This is a genomic window from Brevundimonas sp. DW-iso22 (genome assembly GCF_058725425.1).
The window spans coordinates 178,174-193,434 of the sequence record NZ_JBZXEB010000004.1; the positions used below are offsets into that span (position 1 = coordinate 178,174).

Genomic DNA, 15,261 nt, shown 5'->3' on the forward strand with positions numbered 1-15,261 from the left:
CATGACCGCTGATACCCTGCACCTGCATATCGACCGCGCCGACGGTTCACTCCAGCGCCTGATCGGCCTGGTGGAGCGTCGCGGCTTTCACATCGACGGCCTGTCGCTGAGCGAGGACGGGGCCGGTCGCCGGGTCGAGATGGCCGTGCGCGGCCGAGACACGGCGCGCTGCATCCAGACCCTGGGTCGTCAGATCGACAAACTGTTCGGCGTCACCCGCATGCCCGTTCCCTCTCATTCGGCAGCCTTTGTACCAGAGAGGGTCGTATGAGCCGGATCGCCAAAGCCGTCGCCGCCGATCCGAACCGGGTCATCGTTTTCGACACCACTCTGAGAGACGGGGAACAGGCCCCCGGCTTTTCCATGTCGCCCGACGACAAGGTGCGCATGGCGCATGTTCTGGCGGATCTGCGCGTCGATGTCATCGAGGCGGGATTCGCCGCCGCCTCGCCCGGCGACGAAGAAGGCGTGCGGCGCGTGGTCGGCGAGGTCGGGCGTGATGCTGAAGGGCCGGTCTTCTGCTCATTGGCGCGCGCCAGTGAGGCCGACATCGACGCCGCGTGGCGAGGGCTGCGCGCGACGGAAGAGCGCCGGGTCCATATCTTCCTGAGCTCCAGCCCGATCCATCGCGCCGCCAAGCTGAAGATGACGACGGACCAGGTTCTGGAGACCGCCGATCGGGCGGTCCGCTATGCCCGCACCCGCTTCGACGATGTGGAGTTCAGCCCCGAGGACGCGATCCGCACCGAGCCGGAGTTCCTGGCGGAAATCTGCGAAGTCGCTGCGGCAGCTGGGGCCACGACCCTGAACATCCCCGACACGGTCGGCTATGCGACCCCGACCGAAATCGGCGACCTGTTCCGCACCCTGATCGCCAGGGTCCGGGCACGGTTTCCGCAGGTGGTGTTCTCGGCTCACTGCCACGACGACCTGGGCCTGGCCGTCGCTAACACCCTGTCCGCCGTCGAGGCAGGCGCGCGTCAGGTCGAGGGGGCGATCAACGGCATCGGCGAGCGAGCCGGCAACGCCTCGGTCGAGGAGATCATCATGGCCATCCGCACCCGCGCGGACCGGTATGGCCTGCACACCGCTGCCGACAGCACCCAACTGGTGCGCGCCAGCCGGATGCTGAGCGAGATCACCCACACGCCGACGCCGCGCAACAAGGCCATCGTCGGCATGAACGCCTTCGCCCACGAGGCCGGCATCCACCAGCACGGCATGATGGCCGACGCCCGCACCTATGAGATCATGCGGCCTCAGGATGTCGGCTTCGACGGGACCTCCTTCGTACTGGGCAAGCATTCGGGGCGCCATGCCGTGGCCAAGCGGGCGGCGGCTCTGGGCCATTCGGTCGAGGGGCAGCACCTGCTGGATGCCTTTGCGGGCTTCAAGCATCGCGCGGACCAGATCGGCGAGATCGACGACCGCGAACTGCTGGCCATCATCGAGGCGACCCGCCCGTTCGCCACTGGGGAGCGTACCCATGTCGCGGCCTAGCACCCTGTTCGACAAGGTCTGGGACCGGCACGTCGTGGCGGCCGAGACCGAGGACACCCCGGCGGTGCTGTACGTCGATCTGCATCTGATCCACGAAGTCACCAGCCCCCAGGCCTTCGCCGAGATCGAGAGCCGGGGTCTGAAGGTGCGCCGCCCGGACCGCACGTTTGCGACCCTGGACCATTCGACCCCAACTCTGCCCGCCGGGCCGGATGGCGAGCGGCCGTATGATACGCCGGCGTCCAAGGCCCAGGTCCAGACGCTGGAGGCCAACTGTGCGCGGCATGGCATATCCTTGGCCGGATGGGACAGCGCCGATCGCGGCGTCGTCCATGTCATGGGGCCGGAACTGGGACTGACCCAGCCGGGCATGACGGTCGTCTGTGGCGACAGCCATACGGCGACGCACGGAGCCTTCGGCACCCTGGCGTTCGGCATCGGGACGTCCGAGGTCGGCCATGTGCTGGCGACCCAATGCCTGTTGCAGCGCAAGGCCAAGGCCATGCGGGTGACGGTCGACGGGCGGTTGCAGCCGGGCGTGGCGGGCAAGGACGTGGCCCTGGCCATCATCGCGCGGCTGGGCTTTGGCGGCGGCACCGGCTTCGTCATCGAATATGCCGGCGAGGCCATCCGGTCGCTGGACATGGAGGGGCGGATGACCGTCTGCAACATGTCGATCGAGGCCGGGGCGCGGGCCGGCATGATCGCGCCGGACGCGACCACCGTCGCCTGGTTGCAGGGGCGCAAACATGTGCCACAGGGCGAAGCGTTCGGGCGGGCGGCGGCGGACTGGCTGACGCTGAAGTCGGATGCCGACGCGGTATTCGATGCGGAAATACGGATCGATGGAGCCACGATCCGGCCCATGGCGACCTGGGGCACGACGCCCGATGCGGGTTCGCCCATTGGCGAGGCCGTCCCCATGCCGCACGACGCCTCGGGCGAAAAGGCGCTGGCCTATATGGGCTTCACCGCGGGAGCAGCGACCACCGCCTATCCGGTCGATGTGGTCTTCATCGGCAGTTGCACCAACGGCCGTCTGCCCGACCTGAGGGCCGCCGCCGAGGTGCTGCGTGGGCGCAAGGTCAAGCCGGGTGTGCGGGTGCTGGTCGTGCCGGGATCGGAGGCCGTGCGGCGCGATGCGGAGGCCGAAGGGCTGGACCGGGTCTTCATCGACGCCGGGGCCGAATGGCGCATTCCGGGCTGTTCGATGTGCCTGGCCATGAACGGCGACCGGGTCGCGCCAGGCCAGTTGGCCGTGTCCACCTCCAACCGCAATTTCGAGGGCCGCCAGGGGCCGGGGGCCCGCACCATCCTGGCCAGTCCGGCGACGGCGGCGGCGACGGCCATCATGGGCGTGCTGACCGACCCTAGGGTGTTCATGACGGAGGGTGTCTCCCTCAAGCAGGCGAGCGCCGCGCGCGAGACGATAGGGGCCGAAAATGCCTGAGCCTCTGAAAACCCTGACGTCCAAGGCCGTGGTCCTGTCGCAGTCGAACATCGACACCGACCAGATCATTCCCGGACGGTTTCTCAGCACAACCACCCGCGAGGGTCTGGGGGCCCAGGCCTTCTATGACTGGCGCTACGAAGCGGACGGCACACCCAAGCCTGAGGCCGTGCTGAACCGCATCGATCCCGCCGAGCACCGCATCCTACTGGCAGGCCGGAACTTCGCCTGTGGCTCGTCGCGCGAGCATGCGCCCTGGGCCCTGCTGGACTACGGCTTTCGGGCCGTGGTCTCGACCGAGATCGCTGACATCTTCACCTCCAACGCCCTGAAGAACGGCCTGCTGCCAATCGTCGTCGATCAGGCGACCTGGGACGATCTGGCCGCTCATGCAGAGCAGCCCATCACCGTCGATCTGGAATCTTCCACGATCCGGCGCGGCAATGCACAGCCTGTCACCTTCGAGGTGGAACGGTTCGCGCGACGCTGCCTGCTGGACGGGGTCGACACCCTGGGCTGGCTGCAATCCCAACTGCCCGCCATCGAAGCCTTTGAACACCGAACGGAAACCGTCTGATGCCCCACACCAAATCCTTCGACATCGTTGTCCTGCCCGGTGACGGCGTGGGCCCGGAAGTCACAGCTGCCGCCACCGATGTGCTGCGGGTCATCGGCGACTTTTATGGTCACACCTTCCGCTTTCACGAGCATCTGATCGGCGGCGCAGCCATCGACGCGACGGGCGATCCTCTGCCACCTGAAACGGTCGAGGCCTGCAAGGCGTCCGATGCCGTCCTGCTGGGGGCCGTCGGTGGGCCGCAGTGGGACGGGGGCGAGCGTCGGCCGGAAGAGGGCCTGTTGGGTCTGCGCAAGGCGCTGGGTCTGTTCGCCAACCTGCGGCCCTTGCAGGTCTCGCCCGTGCTGGCCCACCGTTCCCCGTTGAAGAAGGAGATCGTCGAGGGCGTGGACCTGATCGTCTTCCGTGAACTGACGGGCGGTATCTATTTCGGTGAGAAGACCCGCACCGCCGACCGCGCCACGGACCTGTGCGAATATACGGTGCCAGAGATCGAACGCGTCGCCCGCGCGGCCTTCCAGACCGCCCAGCAAAGGCGCGGCAAGGTCACCTCGGTCGACAAGGCCAATGTCATGGAAACCAGCCGGCTGTGGCGCGAGGTCGTGACCCGCATCCATGCCGAAGAGTTCCCGCGCGTCGAGCTGGAACATGCCCTGGTCGATTCCATGGCCATGCATCTGATCCGCAAGCCGCGCGAATACGACGTCATCCTGACCGAGAACATGTTCGGCGACATCCTGTCGGACGAGATCTCGGTCCTGGGCGGGTCGATCGGCCTGTTGCCGTCGGCTTCGTTGGGGTCAAGCGGGCCGGGCCTGTTCGAGCCGATCCATGGCTCGGCACCCGATATCGCCGGTCAGGACAAGGCCAATCCCGTCGGTACCATCCTGTCGGCCGCCCTGCTGCTGCGCCACAGCCTGGGTCTGGAGGACGAGGCCAGCTCGATCGAGGCCGCTGTCGCTGCCGTGGTTTCGGCCGGGGCTGTCACCGCGGACCTGGGCGGGACACTGGGTACGCGGGCGGCGGGCGAGGCCGTGATCGACGGCATCCGCGCCATCCACTGGGCCGCCGCCCACCGCGTCCAGATGCACTGGGCGTGATCTTGAGGCTTGACGGATGGCCCGTTTGTCCGTCAGCCTGCTGTTGAACCCAACGAGTGATCGCTGTGATCCAGACCGTCGCCCTTTCCGTCTCGCCGATGACCGCACCTCGCGGCGGCGCAGACGTGCGCGGCATTTCGACCGGTATGACCATGACCACCACGCCCACGGCGGGGACAGGTTAGCGCGCACCGATACGACAGGAACGCACAAACCCAACCCCGCCCGGACCCCCGGGCGGGGTTTTTCATGTCCCCCTCCCCCACTTCATCGCCTCATCCGAAAGACCCCGCCATGCCCCACCTCGCCGTTCTAGAGAAACCCAGACCCGACAGCGCCGCAGCGCCCGCTGCGGTCGCCCCCGTCGTCGTCATGAAGTTCGGCAGTTCGGTTCTGCGTAACCCCGCCGACGTGCCGTCGGTAGCGTCTGACATCTATGCCCAGGTGCGCCAGGGCCGCCGGGTGGTCGCGGTCGTGTCTGCCTTCGAGGGTGAAACCGACCGTCTGCTGGGCGAGGCGCGGGCGCTGGGGCTTGCCCACGACAACCACCTGCTGCCCGCCTATGTGGCCCAGGGCGAGGAGCGGTCGGCAGCACTGGTGTCCCTGGCCTGCGACCGGATCGGGCTTGATGCCGTGACGCTGACGGTGCGCGAGGTCGGCATCGTGGCGGAGGGCCCATACGAGCATGCGACCCCCGTGGCGCTGAAACGCGCGGCTCTGGATCAGGCGCTGCAACGGCATGAGGTGGTGGTGGTGCCAGGGTTCGGGGCCCTGTCGCCCGACGGCAAGGTCGTTTTGCTGGGCAGGGGCGGGTCGGACCTGACGGCGCTGTTCCTGGCGGCGGAACTGGGTCTGGACAGCGTTCAGCTACTTAAGGACGTCGATGGTTTGTACGACCGCGACCCGAACCTCGACCCCGACGCGAAACGCTACGACCAGGCCAGCTGGGCCGAGGCCAAGGCGCTGGGCGGCGGCCTGGTTCAGCCCGATGCGCTGGACATGGCCCAGGCGAGGCAGCTCAAGATCGAGGTCCGCAACCATGCCGACGGCCACCGCACGGTGATCGGTGCCGACGGCCAGCCACCACGCCGCCCCGTGCCGCATGAGCGACTGCGCGTGGCCGTAGCCGGGTGCGGTGTCGTCGGCGGCGGAGCCCTTGCCCGGCTGCTGGGCGACAGCCGAGTGGACGTCGTCGGCGTTCTGGTCCGCGATCCGTCCAAGCCGCGCGACGTGCCGGGGGCCGCGCCCGAGACGCTTAAGGCGCTTCTGGTGTCCGACGCCGCCGCCCTGCTGGCGCGCAGGCCCCATATCGTTTTGGAGGCCCTGTCGGAGGCCGAGGCGGGCTATGCCCTGATCCGTACCGCTCTGGAGCACGGCGTCGATGTCGCCACCGCCAACAAACAGGCGGTCAGCGCCGACCCTTCCGGCCTTCTGGCACTGGCCGAGGCCAACGGTGCTAGGCTGCTGTGGTCGGCCTCCATCGGCGGTGGCGTGCCCATGGTCGAGACGCTGAGGGCCGCGCGGGCGCAGGAGCCGGTTGTCGCATTCGAGGCCGTGTTGAACGGCACCGTCAACTTCATGTTGGAGCGGATCGGCGACGGGGCGTCGTTCGAGACCGCCCTGAGCGAAGCCCGTGCGGCGGGCTTCGCCGAGGAAGACCCCTCGTCCGACCTGGAAGGCCTGGATGCCGCCGCCAAGGTACGTCTGCTGGCGTTCGAGGCGTTCGGGCGAATGCCGGATCAGGCCGATATCCCGCGCGATATCCTGAGTGCCGACCGGCCTGCCGCGGCGGGCGCACGTCAGCTCTGTCGTTGTCGTCTGGAAGAGGGCAAGCTGATTGCCGAAGTGCGGCTGGCGGCCGGTCCGGTGGACCCGCTGTTCGCCACGCTGAAAGGAGAGGGCAACGCCTTGAAGGTCATCGGTCAGAACGGATCGGTCGTGCGATGCAAGGGACGCGGTGCCGGCCGCTGGGCCACGGCCGAGAGTCTGCTGGCGGACCTTTCGGAACTGGCCGCACACCGCGCGGCCCTGCGCTTAAGAGGACACGGCTGAGCCATGGCCGTCTTCACACCCGTCGAGGAGGCCGACGCCGAGCCCTTTATTAGACGCTTCGGCGCAGGCCAGCTCCACGCCCTGACACCGATCGCCGAGGGCATCCAGAACACCAACTACCGGGTCGATACCGACCAGGGGCAGTTTGTCCTGACCCTGTTCGAAGATAGGACGGAGGTGGCGTCCCTCCCCTTTTGCCTGGAACTGACCGACCATCTGGCCACGCGCGGCCTGCCGACGGCGCAGCCGCTGCGCGACGGTGCGGGACTGACGGTGGAACACTTGAATGATCGGCCCGCCGCCATCCTGCAATGGCTGGACGGCGCGTGGAAGCGTCAGCCGTCGCTAGCTGATCACACAACCGCCGGAGCAATGCTGGCGCGGCTTCATCTGGCGGCGCTGGACTTCGAGGGCGTCAGGCCCAACCCCGTTGGGCCCTCAGCCCGCCGCGATCTGTTCGAGGCCTGTGCGCGCCGCGCCCGCGGAAGCGACCGCGCCATCCTCGATCGCTGCAGCCCCTGGGTCGAGGCCGATCCCGGCCGCGACCTGCCGCAAGGGCCGATCCATGCCGACTATTTCCCCGACAATGTCCTGTTCGAAGGCGACGCCATCAGCGGAGTGATCGACTTCTATTACGCCTGCAACGACGCCCTGTCCTATGACCTGGCCATCGCCCTGTCGGCCTGGGGGTTCGATGCGGAAGGGGTTGCCATCCCCGCTGCATTGGAGGCGTTTCAGGCGGGATATGAAAGCCTGCGCCCGCTCAGTCCTGCCGAGCTGCGCGCGCTGCCTGCGCTGGGAGCCGTCGCCGCGACGCGCTTCACCCTGACCCGGCTGCACGATCAACTGTATCACGACCCGTCGGCTCTCGTGACTCCCAAGGACCCGGCCCCCTTCGTACGCCGACTGGATTGGTGGACGCGGGTGCCGCTCGCGGCCTAGATCCCGGAGCCCTCGCCCTCGACGGGAGGCGGGGTCAGCAGCAGGAAGGCCCGGATCCAGGCGGTCAGGACGGCGCGATCATTGGGCTGGCGCAGGGTGTCCAGGGCTTCGACGGCCAAGGCTTCAGGAATGCGGTGCCCGCGCCGGGTCTCGATCAGGGCGGCGGCATAGTCCGGCTGAAACTCCGGGTGGCACTGGAAGCTGATGGCGTCATCCCAGGCCAGGCCCGCATAGCGGGTGAAGTCGGAGGTGGCGATCACTCGGGCATCTGGAGGTGGGGCCACGACCTGATCCTGATGCGAGACAGGGATGGCGATACTGGGCGCACGCGGATGCATCCAGTCCTCGGTGACGGTCACCTGATAGCGGTGCAAGCCGATGCCCCAGCCCTTGTCCGACTTCTCGACCCGCCCGCCAAAGGCGTGGGCCATGATCTGGTGGCCGAAGCAGATGCCGACCAGCCGGGTCCGGCATCTGGCAGCCCGCAACCAGTCGACCAGCGGCGGTATCCAGGGCAGATCGTCATAGACCCCCGCCGCCGAGCCCGTAACGATCACGCCGGTGAAGGCAGATGGATCGTCCGGCAGCACACCCGCCTGGACATCGAACCGGGTGGTGGCCACGCCCTCGCCCAGCAAGGCCCGAAACCGCGCCGGATAGTCGTCGAAGTCGTTCTTCAGCGCCTCGGGCGGGTGGCCGGTCTCAAGAATGGCGATACGGGTCATGACGGCTCCGGCTGGCCTACCGATATGGGCGATCACGCAAGACGCGCCAAGCCCGATAGGTTATGCCGCCGCCATGGCCGAGCTTGAACCTGTCGTTCTGATCAATGTCTATCGCTGCCAGCCGGACAAGCTGGATGTCTTGATGGAGCATCTGACCTCGCTGGTCCGGGCGCAGCGCGATCTGGAGGGCTATATCTCGGCCACCCTGCATCGCGGGATCGACGGCAAGGTGGCGGCGGTGCATTCACTGTGGCGATCGCGCGAGGACTGGAAGGCCATGTCGCGCCACCCCTCCATCGCCATCCGCATGGACCCGATCATGGCCATCGCGACCTTCGAGCCGCACCTGTATGAGCCCGGCGAAGTGATCGACTAGTCGGCCATCCAGACCTCGGATTTCGCGCCCGCCTCGCCCAGGGTATCGACGACCCACCCACAGATTTCGCGCGCCGCCGCCTCTGCCCCGCTGGGCGGGTTCAGCACGACCATGGCACAGCCGTTCATCTTCATGGGGTTGGTCAGGGGCCGCAACCGCGCCTCGGCGACCAGCACGCGCCGCGCGCCGCCCTGATCCAGCCGACGCAGGAAGCCGTCGAAGGTCTCCATGTCCTTCAGCGGGGTCCAGATGGCCACGGTCGCCCGCGCATCGGCCTTCACGATGGCGGCCCCCGTGTCGGCGGCGCGGTGATAGTCGTCGGGCTTTTCGAACGGCGGGTCGATCAGGACCAGCGGGCCGGGCGTGCGCTTCGCCTCGGCCACCGCCTGGTCGAAGCCGTCGCCGCCACGGGCATCGGCGGCAGCGAACGGTGCGAGGGCCTGGGTCAGAAGGTCCAGAACGGGCGGGTTCAACTCGAAGCCGACATATCGGTCCTGGGGCCCGAGGTGCTGCGCCATCAGAAGCGGCGAGCCCGGATAGAAGGTGACACCACCGTCCGGGTTCATCGCGGCGACTTCGGCCGCCAAGGCATCGATCAGCGCTGGACGGCCATCGGTGGCCATCAGCCGGGCAATCCCGGCTTCGGCCTCACGCGAGCGCGCAGCGTCTCCGGTCAGGTCATACAGACCGGCACCGGCATGGGTGTCGAGCACCGTAACCGGCCCCGAGGCCTGACGCCGCTCGAGCAGCCACAGCACCAGGGCATGCTTGACCAGATCCGCGAAATTCCCGGCGTGAAAGCTGTGGCGATAGTTCATGGCCCCGCATCCCCCCGCTGGCCGCCGGGGTCAAGAGGAACCGCGCCGGGTCTTCGCCGTTCGGCCTGTCCGCACCCGGATACGCCCGACATGACCTCGACCGCCGATCACGCCCAGATACCCACCGGCCTGACCTGGTGCAGCGATGATCATGCCGGCCTGACCCGCGCCCGCTCGGGCAAGGGATTTTCCTATCGGGACAAGACCGGAAAGGTCATCAAGGACAAGGCGGTGCTTGACCGCATCCGCATGCTGGCCATCCCGCCGGCCTGGACCGATGTCTGGATCTGCCCGCGAGCGACAGGCCATATCCAGGCCACGGGTCGCGATACCAAGGGTCGCAAACAGTACCGCTATCACAACGACTGGAGCACTCACGCGTCACAGACGAAGTTCGAGCGCCTGCCCGCCTTCGCCCGCGCCCTGCCCCGGCTGCGCGAGCGGGTCGAGGCCGACCTGAACAGGCGCGGCGTGTCGCGCGACAAGGTGCTGGCCACGGCGGTGCGCCTGCTGGAAGTCACCCTGATCCGCGTGGGCAATGCCCAGTATGCCAAGGCCAACCGGTCATATGGCCTGACCACCCTGAACAAGCGTCATCTGGACGTCGACGGCACGCGGCTGACCTTCGCCTTCAAGGGCAAGAGCGGGGTCGAGCATGCCGTGCGGGTGCAGGATCGGCGGCTGGCCACCGTAGTCCGCTCCCTGCGCGAACTGCCCGGTCAGCAATTGTTCAAGTACCGCGATGCCGACGGCGACCTGTGCCCCATCACGTCGGACGATGTGAACGCCTATATCCGCGACGCCATGGGCGAGGACTTCTCCGCCAAGGATTTCCGCACCTGGGCCGGGACGGTGTCCGCGGCCCGGGCGCTGCGCGATACGGAAGCCCCGACCTCACCCACTGATGCCAAGCGCAAGATCACGGTCTGCGTGAAGGCTGTCGCGGGCCTTCTGGGCAATACCCCGACCGTGTGCCGCAGCTCCTATGTGCATCCACAGGTGTTCGAACTGTTCGAAGCGGGCAAGCTGCTGGACGTCTTGCCCGGCGCGGAGACCAAGGGGTTCGAGCCCGCGCTGATGAAGCTGCTGAAGGCCTAGGCCGTGGTCCAGTAGCGGCGGCTGTCGACGCTGGCGGGGCGATCCGCCGCCTCGTCGAGGGCCAGGATCATGGTGCGGAACTCATCGGCCTCATCGTCGCCCCGCAGCAGGCGCAGCGACTTGATGATCCGCGTGATCCGCAGATGGTTGTGATCGTGCGGGACCAGCCAGTGCGTGTTGTGGCCGTAGAAGGCGCTCATCCGGTCCGTCGCGGCGGCCAGGGCAACCTGGCACATGCCGCAGGCCTGCACCTCCTCGACGTCCGCCGAGCTCAGGACCGGCGCGCGGCGGTTGGCCCCGGACAGCTCGGCCAGCGGAAACAGCCACTGGATGAAGTCGTGGGTGCGTTCGATTGCCCGGTCATCCATGGCCACCACGTCGAAGACCGTGCGGCCGGCCCCGTCGGTGCCCGCCCCCTTCAGAAAATCGACGATGGCGGCCATGCCTTTTGCCGGACGGAGGAGCGTCAGGCCCTGGACCAGTCCAGAACGACCTTGCCCGACTGACCGGCCTTCATGACCTCGAAGCCCTTCTGGAAGTCCTGATAGGGCATCTGGTGGGTGATCAGCGGCGTCAGGTCCAGGCCGGCCTTCAACAGGCCCAGCATCTTGCGCCAAGTCGTGAACATCTCGCGCCCATAGACGCCCTTGATGGTCAGGGCCTTCAGGATGATCGCGCCCCAGTCCGTCTCCATCGGCTTGGACGGAATACCCAGCAGGGCCAGGCCACCGCCCATGATCAGGGTGTCGACGCACTGTTTGAAGGCGATGGGCGAGCCCGACATTTCCAGCGCCACGTCGAAGCCGACCTTCAGGCCCAGCTCGTGCATGACGTCGTGCAGGTCTTCGCGCGTGGTGTTCACCGTCCGCACGCCCGGCGCGACCTTCTGGGCCAGCTCCAGACGGAAGTCGTTGATGTCGGTCAGGACGACGGTCCGCGCGCCTGCGTGGCGGGCGACGGCGGCGGCCATCATGCCGATGGGCCCGGCCCCGGTGACCAGTACATCCTCGCCCAGCAGGTCGAACTGCTGCGCCGTGTGCACGGCATTGCCGAACGGATCCAGGATCGAGCCGATCTCGTAAGGCACATCGTCGGGCAGTTCGATGACGTTGAAGGCCGGGGCAACCACGAACTCGGCGAAACAGCCCTGGCGATTGACGCCGATGCCGCGGGTGTCGGGATCCAGGTGGAAGTGGCCGGCGCGGGCCGCCTCGGAATTCAGGTCGATGACGTGACCTTCTGCCGAGACGCGTTGGCCGATCTTGAGCCTGCGATCCACGTCCTTGCCGATGGCTACGATCTCGCCCGCGAACTCGTGGCCGGTGATCATAGGGACCGGCACATTCTTCTGGGACCACTCGTCCCAATTCCAGATGTGGATGTCGGTGCCGCAGACGGCGGTCTTGTGGACCTTGATCAGCACGTCCTCGTCACCCGCGACGGGGATCGGAGCCGTGATCAGTTCCAGCCCGACTTCGGGACGCGTCTTGGCCAGGGCCTGCATGGTGCCAGAGTCTGTCGTGCTCATCAGATTACTCCCAGTTCTTTACCGGCCGTCGTGAATGCCGCGACCACCTGATCGATCTGTTCAAAGGTATGCGCCGCCGACATCTGGGTGCGGATGCGGGCCTGGCCGCGCGGGACCACCGGGAACGAGAAGCCGATCACATAGACGCCCAGCTCCAGCAGCCGGGCCGCCATGTCCTGCGCAAGTTTGGCGTCGCCCAGCATGACCGGGATAATCGGATGCTCGCCGGGTTGCAGCGTGAAACCGGCCTCGGTCATCGCGGCCCGATAGCGGGCGGCATTGGCCATCAGTTGCTCACGCAAGGCGTCGCCTTCCGACCCGGCGGCGATGCGGATGGCCTCCAGCGACGAGCCGCAGACGGCGGGGCTCAGCGCATTGGAGAACAGGTATGGCCGCGCCCGCTGTTTCAGCAGGGCCACGACATTGGCCTTGGCACAGATAAAGCCACCCATGGCCCCACCCAGCGCCTTGCCAAAGGTGCCGGTGAGGAAGTCGATCTCGACCCCGTGGTAGGCATAGGAGCCGCGGCCCTGCGGACCCAGGAAACCCGTGGCGTGACAGTCATCGACCATGATCAGGGCGTCGTACCTGTCCGCCAGGGCGCGGATGTCCTTCAGCTTGGCGATATAGCCGTCCATCGAAAACGCACCGTCGGTAGCGATGACGATATTGCGCGCGCCATCGGCCCGGGCCTGTTTCAGCTGGGCCTCCAGATCGTCCATGTCGGAGGTGGCGAAGCGATAGCGTTTGGCCTTGCACAGCCGCACCCCGTCGATGATCGAGGCGTGGTTCAGCGCGTCCGAGACGATCGCATCCTCGGCTCCGAACAGCGGCTCGAAGATGCCGCCATTGGCGTCGAAGGCGGCAGCGAACAGGATGGTGTCCTCAAAGCCCAGATAGTCGGCGGTGGCCCGCTCCAGCTCCTTGTGGATTTCCAGCGTGCCGCAGATGAAGCGGACCGAGGCCGTGCCCGCGCCCCATTTTTCCTGCGCCTTGATGCCGGCCTGGGTGACGCGCTCGTCGCCCGCCAGACCCAGATAGTTGTTGGCACAGAAGTTCAGGACGTCGCGTCCGCCGACCTTGATGACGGGCCCCTGACGTGAGGCGATGACACGCTCGGGCTTGGTGAGGCCCTGCGCCTCTATGTCGGAAAGCTCGGCGGAGACGCGGTCGTAGAAGGCCGCATTGGTGGCTTGGGTCATGCCGCTGTCGCTAGACGTTTTCGCCGGGGGTTTAAAGCCCGGGCTGTCGCTGCCGGTCGTGAAACCGGGTCAGCCGGCGGACCCTGCCGCGCGGCTGTCGGCCCAGCGGATCAGGGCCGCACGGGGCCAGGCGACGATCCAGGAGCGGGCGGTGTATTCGCCCTTCTCGATCAGGGCGGCGCGGGTGGGCGAACTGGTCGCAGCCCGCTGGCTGTGTATCTCGCCCGGACCCTGATGCAGTAGAAACGCCCCGTGCTTCAGCGGATTGACCCGCAGATAGGCCAGGCGCGGGCTGATCTGCTCCAGTGGCGGATCATAGAACCATGACGATCCCAGCATGCCCGCCATCTGCGGGCGGCGCTTGCAGACTTCGGCGGCCGTCGCCCAGGCGCGGTCCCAGCCCGCCTCGTTGAAGTCGGACAGTTCGCGGCTTTCGGTGTGGACCTCCAGCCAGGGCTTCCAACTCTGGGCGGCGATGTACGAAGGGATAACCGACCAGCCCCAGCCCTCGCGCGCATGGCGCAACACCTGGCCCGGCCCCATGGGCGAGGACAGGTCGATCATCTGGGTGCGCGCGCCCGGCACCGACAGCACCAGCGAGATGCGCACGTCCTTGGCCCAGAAGTCGCGGTCGTAGGGATCGGCCGCGGCTGTCAGGAAGTCGGCCAACCGCCCGATCCATTCCGGATAGAGCTCCAGCGACGCCTGAGGCAGATCGGCGGTGGCGATCCGGCCCGGCATCTCCAGTGCCCAGTGCGCGATCAGGGCGCGGCGGTGGTCGTCGGTCACTGCGGGACCAAAGGTGCCGGACAGGGCCGCCTCCGCGCGATGCCCCGGCTGGTCGAAATCCCAGTGCGGGGCGCTGTCGGCTGCGGCCTCTGCGGCGGCGGGGGCAAGAGCGGCGATCCGGGCGCGATCCTCCGCCGGGACTTTGTTCAGCACGGCCTCGAAGGCGGCGATCCAGGCGGGGGTCAGGCTGTTCATGCCTGGACCCTAACGCACGCGGGTTTGCCGACGGTTAAGGGGCAGCCAGCGTCGTCGGTGTGATCCACCATTCGGGCTGTTCGCTCGCCAGTTGGCGCGCCGCAGCCTCGGCCGCCTCGCGTCTGTCGAACAGGGCGAAAACCGTGGCCCCCGATCCCGACATCCGGGTCAGGCGGACAGCCGGTAGCGCGGCGACGGACTGCATGGCCGTCCCGATGGCGGGCTGGAGCGCGATGGCCGGGGCCTGCAAATCATTGCGCTGGCCTGCCAGCCAGTCGATCACACCGGCGGAGCTCCAGTCCGCAGGCGGCGTCGGCCGCGGCTCCAGAGCCCGCGGCTCGGCATCGTAGGCCCGGTAAACCGCGCCCGTCGGCGACGGCACGCCGGGGTTGACCAGCAGGGCATGCAGAGGCGGCAGGTTGGGCTCGAACGTCAGGACCTCGCCCCGCCCCTCGGCCCAGGCCGTGCGGGCATGCAGGCACATGGGGCCGTCCGCGCCGACGACCCTGGCGATGTCGCCCAAGACAGCATCGTCAAGGTCCAGTCCCAGAAGGTTGCGCGCCAGCTTCAGTGCCGCCCCCGCATCCGACGACCCGCCGCCGAGACCTGCCGCGATGGGCAGGCGCTTTTCGAGATGGACGTAAAGCGGCGGCTCGCCGATCCCTGTCGCTTCGCCCAGGGCACGCAGCGCACGCAGGATCAGATTGTCCGGATCATTGGCCAGACCAGTCCCGAACGGACCACCGACGGTCAGCGACAGCCGGTCCGATCGCTCGACCGAGACAATGTCGCCGACAGCGGCAAAGGCCACCAGGCTGGTCAGAGGGTGATAGCCCTCGCCGTCCACCGGCCCGACGTGCAGAAACAAATTGATCTTGGCGGGCGCGATCGCCGTCAGCGGCGGCATAG

Annotated in this window: 16 protein-coding genes; 9 read left to right on the forward strand and 7 right to left on the reverse strand. The window is 67.6% G+C overall.

From position 1 onward, the window contains the following. Position 1: 1 nt before the first annotated feature. The 7 genes from AC4PRM_RS07100 to AC4PRM_RS07130 all read left to right on the forward strand — a co-directional run bounded on the left by AC4PRM_RS07100 (position 2) and on the right by AC4PRM_RS07130 (position 7,621). Positions 2 to 271 (forward strand): ACT domain-containing protein, encoded by a 270-nt coding sequence (locus AC4PRM_RS07100; protein WP_492039314.1) that lies wholly within the window; start codon positions 2 to 4, stop codon positions 269 to 271. After that, positions 268 to 1,500: a 2-isopropylmalate synthase gene (locus AC4PRM_RS07105; RefSeq protein WP_492039315.1), complete on the forward strand. Its 1,233-nt coding sequence runs from the start codon at positions 268 to 270 to the stop codon at positions 1,498 to 1,500. The genes AC4PRM_RS07100 and AC4PRM_RS07105 overlap by 4 nt, the downstream gene beginning before the upstream one ends. Then, positions 1,487 to 2,950 carry a 3-isopropylmalate dehydratase large subunit gene (gene leuC, locus AC4PRM_RS07110; RefSeq protein WP_492039316.1) on the forward strand — a complete coding sequence of 488 codons (1,464 nt, stop codon included), beginning with the start codon at positions 1,487 to 1,489 and terminating at the stop codon, positions 2,948 to 2,950. The genes AC4PRM_RS07105 and leuC overlap by 14 nt, the downstream gene beginning before the upstream one ends. After that, on the forward strand, positions 2,943 to 3,527 hold the full coding sequence (leuD, locus tag AC4PRM_RS07115) for a 3-isopropylmalate dehydratase small subunit (RefSeq protein WP_492039317.1): 585 nt from the start codon (positions 2,943 to 2,945) through the stop codon (positions 3,525 to 3,527). The genes leuC and leuD overlap by 8 nt, the downstream gene beginning before the upstream one ends. Continuing rightward, entirely contained in the window at positions 3,527 to 4,627 is a 1,101-nt protein-coding gene (gene leuB / locus AC4PRM_RS07120) for a 3-isopropylmalate dehydrogenase (protein WP_492039318.1), read from the forward strand. Before leuD ends, leuB begins: the two co-directional genes overlap by 1 nt. Before the next feature lie 294 nt (positions 4,628 to 4,921). Beyond that, positions 4,922 to 6,679, forward strand: coding sequence for an amino acid kinase family protein (locus tag AC4PRM_RS07125; protein WP_492039319.1), 1,758 nt, complete (start codon positions 4,922 to 4,924; stop codon positions 6,677 to 6,679). Positions 6,680 to 6,682: 3 nt separating this feature from the next. Further along, complete coding sequence (locus AC4PRM_RS07130; RefSeq protein WP_492039320.1) at positions 6,683 to 7,621, forward strand: homoserine kinase; 939 nt, start codon at positions 6,683 to 6,685, stop codon at positions 7,619 to 7,621. On the opposite strand, the gene AC4PRM_RS07135 is transcribed toward AC4PRM_RS07130, so the two are convergent. Further along, positions 7,618 to 8,346, reverse strand: coding sequence for a type 1 glutamine amidotransferase (locus AC4PRM_RS07135; protein ID WP_492039321.1), 729 nt, complete (start codon positions 8,344 to 8,346; stop codon positions 7,618 to 7,620). The genes AC4PRM_RS07130 and AC4PRM_RS07135 overlap by 4 nt on opposite strands. Before the next feature lie 73 nt (positions 8,347 to 8,419). On the opposite strand from AC4PRM_RS07135, the gene AC4PRM_RS07140 reads away from it, so the two are divergent. Then, entirely contained in the window at positions 8,420 to 8,722 is a 303-nt protein-coding gene (locus AC4PRM_RS07140; protein ID WP_373257896.1) for an antibiotic biosynthesis monooxygenase family protein, read from the forward strand. Here AC4PRM_RS07140 and rlmJ read toward each other — a convergent pair. Next, positions 8,719 to 9,540: a 23S rRNA (adenine(2030)-N(6))-methyltransferase RlmJ gene (rlmJ, locus tag AC4PRM_RS07145; RefSeq protein WP_492039322.1), complete on the reverse strand. Its 822-nt coding sequence runs from the start codon at positions 9,538 to 9,540 to the stop codon at positions 8,719 to 8,721. The genes AC4PRM_RS07140 and rlmJ overlap by 4 nt on opposite strands. A gap of 90 nt (positions 9,541 to 9,630) precedes the next feature. Between rlmJ and AC4PRM_RS07150 the strand changes: the two genes are divergently transcribed. Then, entirely contained in the window at positions 9,631 to 10,638 is a 1,008-nt protein-coding gene (locus AC4PRM_RS07150; protein ID WP_492039323.1) for a DNA topoisomerase IB, read from the forward strand. Here the strand turns inward: AC4PRM_RS07150 and AC4PRM_RS07155 are convergent. The 5 genes from AC4PRM_RS07155 to AC4PRM_RS07175 all read right to left on the reverse strand — a co-directional run bounded on the left by AC4PRM_RS07155 (position 10,635) and on the right by AC4PRM_RS07175 (position 15,259). After that, entirely contained in the window at positions 10,635 to 11,081 is a 447-nt protein-coding gene (locus tag AC4PRM_RS07155) for an opioid growth factor receptor-related protein (protein ID WP_492039324.1), read from the reverse strand. The two genes, AC4PRM_RS07150 and AC4PRM_RS07155, sit on opposite strands and share 4 nt — an antisense overlap. A gap of 23 nt (positions 11,082 to 11,104) precedes the next feature. Beyond that, positions 11,105 to 12,166: an L-threonine 3-dehydrogenase gene (tdh, locus tag AC4PRM_RS07160; protein WP_492039325.1), complete on the reverse strand. Its 1,062-nt coding sequence runs from the start codon at positions 12,164 to 12,166 to the stop codon at positions 11,105 to 11,107. Continuing rightward, positions 12,166 to 13,368, reverse strand: a complete 1,203-nt coding sequence (locus AC4PRM_RS07165) for a glycine C-acetyltransferase (RefSeq protein ID WP_492039326.1) — start codon at positions 13,366 to 13,368, stop codon at positions 12,166 to 12,168. The genes tdh and AC4PRM_RS07165 overlap by 1 nt, the downstream gene beginning before the upstream one ends. Positions 13,369 to 13,437: 69 nt before the next feature. Beyond that, positions 13,438 to 14,352 carry a hypothetical protein gene (locus AC4PRM_RS07170; RefSeq protein WP_492039327.1) on the reverse strand — a complete coding sequence of 305 codons (915 nt, stop codon included), beginning with the start codon at positions 14,350 to 14,352 and terminating at the stop codon, positions 13,438 to 13,440. 34 nt (positions 14,353 to 14,386) lie between these two features. Beyond that, a complete protein-coding gene (locus AC4PRM_RS07175; protein WP_373257906.1) occupies positions 14,387 to 15,259 on the reverse strand; it encodes a 4-(cytidine 5'-diphospho)-2-C-methyl-D-erythritol kinase in 873 nt (290 codons plus the stop codon). Positions 15,260 to 15,261 lie beyond the last annotated feature (2 nt).

Bases quoted from the DNA above. Each gene is read 5' to 3' on its own strand.
- AC4PRM_RS07155 (WP_492039324.1), bottom strand. From the start codon at position 11,081: ATGGCCGCCATCGTCGATTTTCTGAAGGGGGCGGGCACCGACGGGGCC.
- AC4PRM_RS07125 (WP_492039319.1), top strand. From the start codon at position 4,922: ATGCCCCACCTCGCCGTTCTAGAGAAACCCAGACCCGACAGCGCCGCA.
- tdh (WP_492039325.1), bottom strand. From the start codon at position 12,166: ATGAGCACGACAGACTCTGGCACCATGCAGGCCCTGGCCAAGACGCGT.
- rlmJ (WP_492039322.1), bottom strand. From the start codon at position 9,540: ATGAACTATCGCCACAGCTTTCACGCCGGGAATTTCGCGGATCTGGTC.
- leuD (WP_492039317.1), top strand. From the start codon at position 2,943: ATGCCTGAGCCTCTGAAAACCCTGACGTCCAAGGCCGTGGTCCTGTCG.
- AC4PRM_RS07170 (WP_492039327.1), bottom strand. From the start codon at position 14,352: ATGAACAGCCTGACCCCCGCCTGGATCGCCGCCTTCGAGGCCGTGCTG.
- leuB (WP_492039318.1), top strand. From the start codon at position 3,527: ATGCCCCACACCAAATCCTTCGACATCGTTGTCCTGCCCGGTGACGGC.
- AC4PRM_RS07105 (WP_492039315.1), top strand. From the start codon at position 268: ATGAGCCGGATCGCCAAAGCCGTCGCCGCCGATCCGAACCGGGTCATC.
- AC4PRM_RS07130 (WP_492039320.1), top strand. From the start codon at position 6,683: ATGGCCGTCTTCACACCCGTCGAGGAGGCCGACGCCGAGCCCTTTATT.
- AC4PRM_RS07140 (WP_373257896.1), top strand. From the start codon at position 8,420: ATGGCCGAGCTTGAACCTGTCGTTCTGATCAATGTCTATCGCTGCCAG.
- AC4PRM_RS07165 (WP_492039326.1), bottom strand. From the start codon at position 13,368: ATGACCCAAGCCACCAATGCGGCCTTCTACGACCGCGTCTCCGCCGAG.
- leuC (WP_492039316.1), top strand. From the start codon at position 1,487: ATGTCGCGGCCTAGCACCCTGTTCGACAAGGTCTGGGACCGGCACGTC.
- AC4PRM_RS07135 (WP_492039321.1), bottom strand. From the start codon at position 8,346: ATGACCCGTATCGCCATTCTTGAGACCGGCCACCCGCCCGAGGCGCTG.
- AC4PRM_RS07100 (WP_492039314.1), top strand. From the start codon at position 2: ATGACCGCTGATACCCTGCACCTGCATATCGACCGCGCCGACGGTTCA.
- AC4PRM_RS07175 (WP_373257906.1), bottom strand. From the start codon at position 15,259: ATGCCGCCGCTGACGGCGATCGCGCCCGCCAAGATCAATTTGTTTCTG.
- AC4PRM_RS07150 (WP_492039323.1), top strand. From the start codon at position 9,631: ATGACCTCGACCGCCGATCACGCCCAGATACCCACCGGCCTGACCTGG.